Genomic DNA, 2,303 nt, shown 5'->3' with positions numbered 1-2,303 from the left:
CGCTTATGCCGACCGTACCGGGTCGAGCGTCACCTTGTAGAGTTCATTGTCGTCGCGATCCATCAGCCGCACCGTCATCTGCTCGCTGGCGCCTGAAATATCGACCAGCCCGAAGAATTGCAGACCTGCCGAGGGCGGCAGGTTCTGTCCCTGTTCGGCGGTCGGCGCCTTGATGAACTTCAGCTCCGGACCGAACGTCATGTCGAAATCGTTCGGCCCGAATGTTCCGGCATGGATCGGACCCGAAACGAATTCCCAGAACGGATTGAAATCCTGGAACTGCGCCTTGTCCGGGTTGTAATAATGCGCGGCCGTGTAATGCACGTCGGCGGTGAGCCAGACGGTGTTGCTGATGCCGGCATTCTTGATGAAGCGCAGCAGGTCGGCGATCTCGAGCTCACGCCCTTTTGGCAAGCCATTGTCGCCATTGCTGACTGCTTCGGCACCAACCTTCTTGGTGCCGTCGTCCCAGACGACGAGGCCGAGCGGCATGTCGGCGGCGATGATTTTCCAGGTCGCCTTCGAATTCGCCAGTTCGCGCTTCAGCCATTTCGTCTGCTGTTCGCCGAGCATGCGCGATTGCGGCGTCATCTCATCCTGCATGTCGGGACCATTGGGGCCGCGATAGGAGCGCATGTCGAGGAAGAACACGTCGAGCAGCGGCCCGTAGGCGATCTTGCGATACACGCGGCCGGGCTCGGAAGGTTCGTAGCGGATCGTCGTCATCTCGTGGAAAGCCCGCGCCGCACGGGCCGCCAGCACGTGGATGGATTTTTCCGTATAGCGGCTGTCGGCGCTGAGATCCTTCGAATCCGACCAGTTGTTCAGGACTTCATGGTCATCCCACTGGTAGAAAGTCGGGCAGATGGCGCTGAGACCGAGCACGTTCCTGTCCATCATGTTGTATTTCCACTGGTCCCGGTATTCGTCCAGCGTCTCGGCAACCTTGCGCTTGCCGTCGATCAGCACGACGTTCTTCCACTTGCCGCCGCCGGGCAGGTCGACCTCGTCCTTCATGGCGCCGTCGGCATAGATGGTGTCGCCCGAATGAAGGAAGAAGTCGGGCGTGTGCTTGCCGATCGTGGCGTAGGTCTTCATGCCGGTCTCATCGATGCCCCAGCCCTGGCCGGCGGTGTCGCCCGACCAGGCAAAGCGGATGTCGCGCTTCGAGGCCGGCGCCGTCCTGAAGCGCCCGGTGATCGGCTCGGAAACGGCGTTGATGTCGGCGAGATCGGCTGCCGTCATGCGATAGAAGATATCCTGGTCCGAAGCGAGGTCGGTGAGCAGCCGCTTGACGGTGTAGTCGCTGGCCGGCGACGTATCGAGCGACGCCAGGCGTGTCGCAGTGGCGAAGTTCTCCGTCGACGACACTTCGAACATGACGCGCGACGGGCGATCGGTGCGCGTCCACACCATGCCGCTGGTGGCGTCGACATCGCCGGACTGGACGCCATGGGTGAAGGCCGGCCGCTGACTGGCGCGCGAATAGTAGGGCAGCGCCAGGCTCGAGACGCCAGCCAGGCCAACGGCGCTGGCGGAGGTGACGAAAGCACGGCGAGTCATCGAAAGCTTGTTCACGGCTGTCTCCTGGATGGCTTGAACGGTGCCACCAAAATCCAGCGTCAATGTTTCAGGGACATCTCGGGATCATGAAGTTTTTCTGACGATCAACAGGCGGGTGGGCGTTTGCGCGGACGGCGAAGCTGCCGATCTTCCTCCGTGTGGGGGAGATCGCAGCTTGACCGGTAGCGCCTCTCCCTACGCCGCCTGCGGCTCCGGCTCGAATGCCGGCTTGCTGGTGTTGATCAGCAGCGAGATACAGGCAGCGGCTATTGCCGTCATGCCGGCGATCAGGAAGGCCAGTTCGTAATTGCCCTGCAACTCGCGCATGGTGCCACCGAAGGCGGCGGCGGTCGCCGCACCGATCTGGTGGCCGGCGACGATCCAGCCGAACACGATCGGCCCACTGCGATCGCCGAACGCCTCATTAGCGAGCCTCAGAGTCGGCGGCACGGTGGCGATCCAGTCGAGACCGTAGAGCACGGCGAAGATGATCAGGCTGGTCGCTGAGAAGCCGGAATAGGGCAGGTAGATCAGCGACAGGCCGCGGATGCCGTAATAGACGCCGAGCAGCTTGCGCGGGTCGAAACGGTCGGTGAGCCAGCCCGACAATGTCGTGCCGATCAGATCGAAAATGCCCATCATCGACAGCAGGCCGGCGGCCTGCACCTCGCCAATGCCCATGTCGCCGCAAAACGCGATCAGATGCGTGCCGACCAGCCCGTTGGTGGTGAAGCCGCAGA

The 2,303-nt window shown here is 62.5% G+C and carries 2 protein-coding genes; both read right to left on the bottom strand.

The features are described from left to right. Positions 1-3 precede the first annotated feature (3 nt). Positions 4-1,563 carry an alkaline phosphatase D family protein gene (locus EN914_RS32605; RefSeq protein ID WP_407067827.1) on the bottom strand — a complete coding sequence of 520 codons (1,560 nt, stop codon included), beginning with the start codon at positions 1,561-1,563 and terminating at the stop codon, positions 4-6. 195 nt (positions 1,564-1,758) lie between these two features. Further along, a partial coding sequence (locus EN914_RS32600) for an MFS transporter (RefSeq protein WP_127389552.1) occupies positions 1,759-2,303 on the bottom strand: 545 nt, incomplete at its 5' end.

The organism is Mesorhizobium sp. M7A.F.Ca.CA.001.08.2.1 (assembly GCF_003998455.1).
GTDB lineage: Bacteria > Pseudomonadota > Alphaproteobacteria > Rhizobiales > Rhizobiaceae > Mesorhizobium > Mesorhizobium ciceri.
The sequence above is the reverse complement of the archived record's forward strand: the minus strand, read 5'-3'. Positions and strand labels throughout refer to the sequence as shown.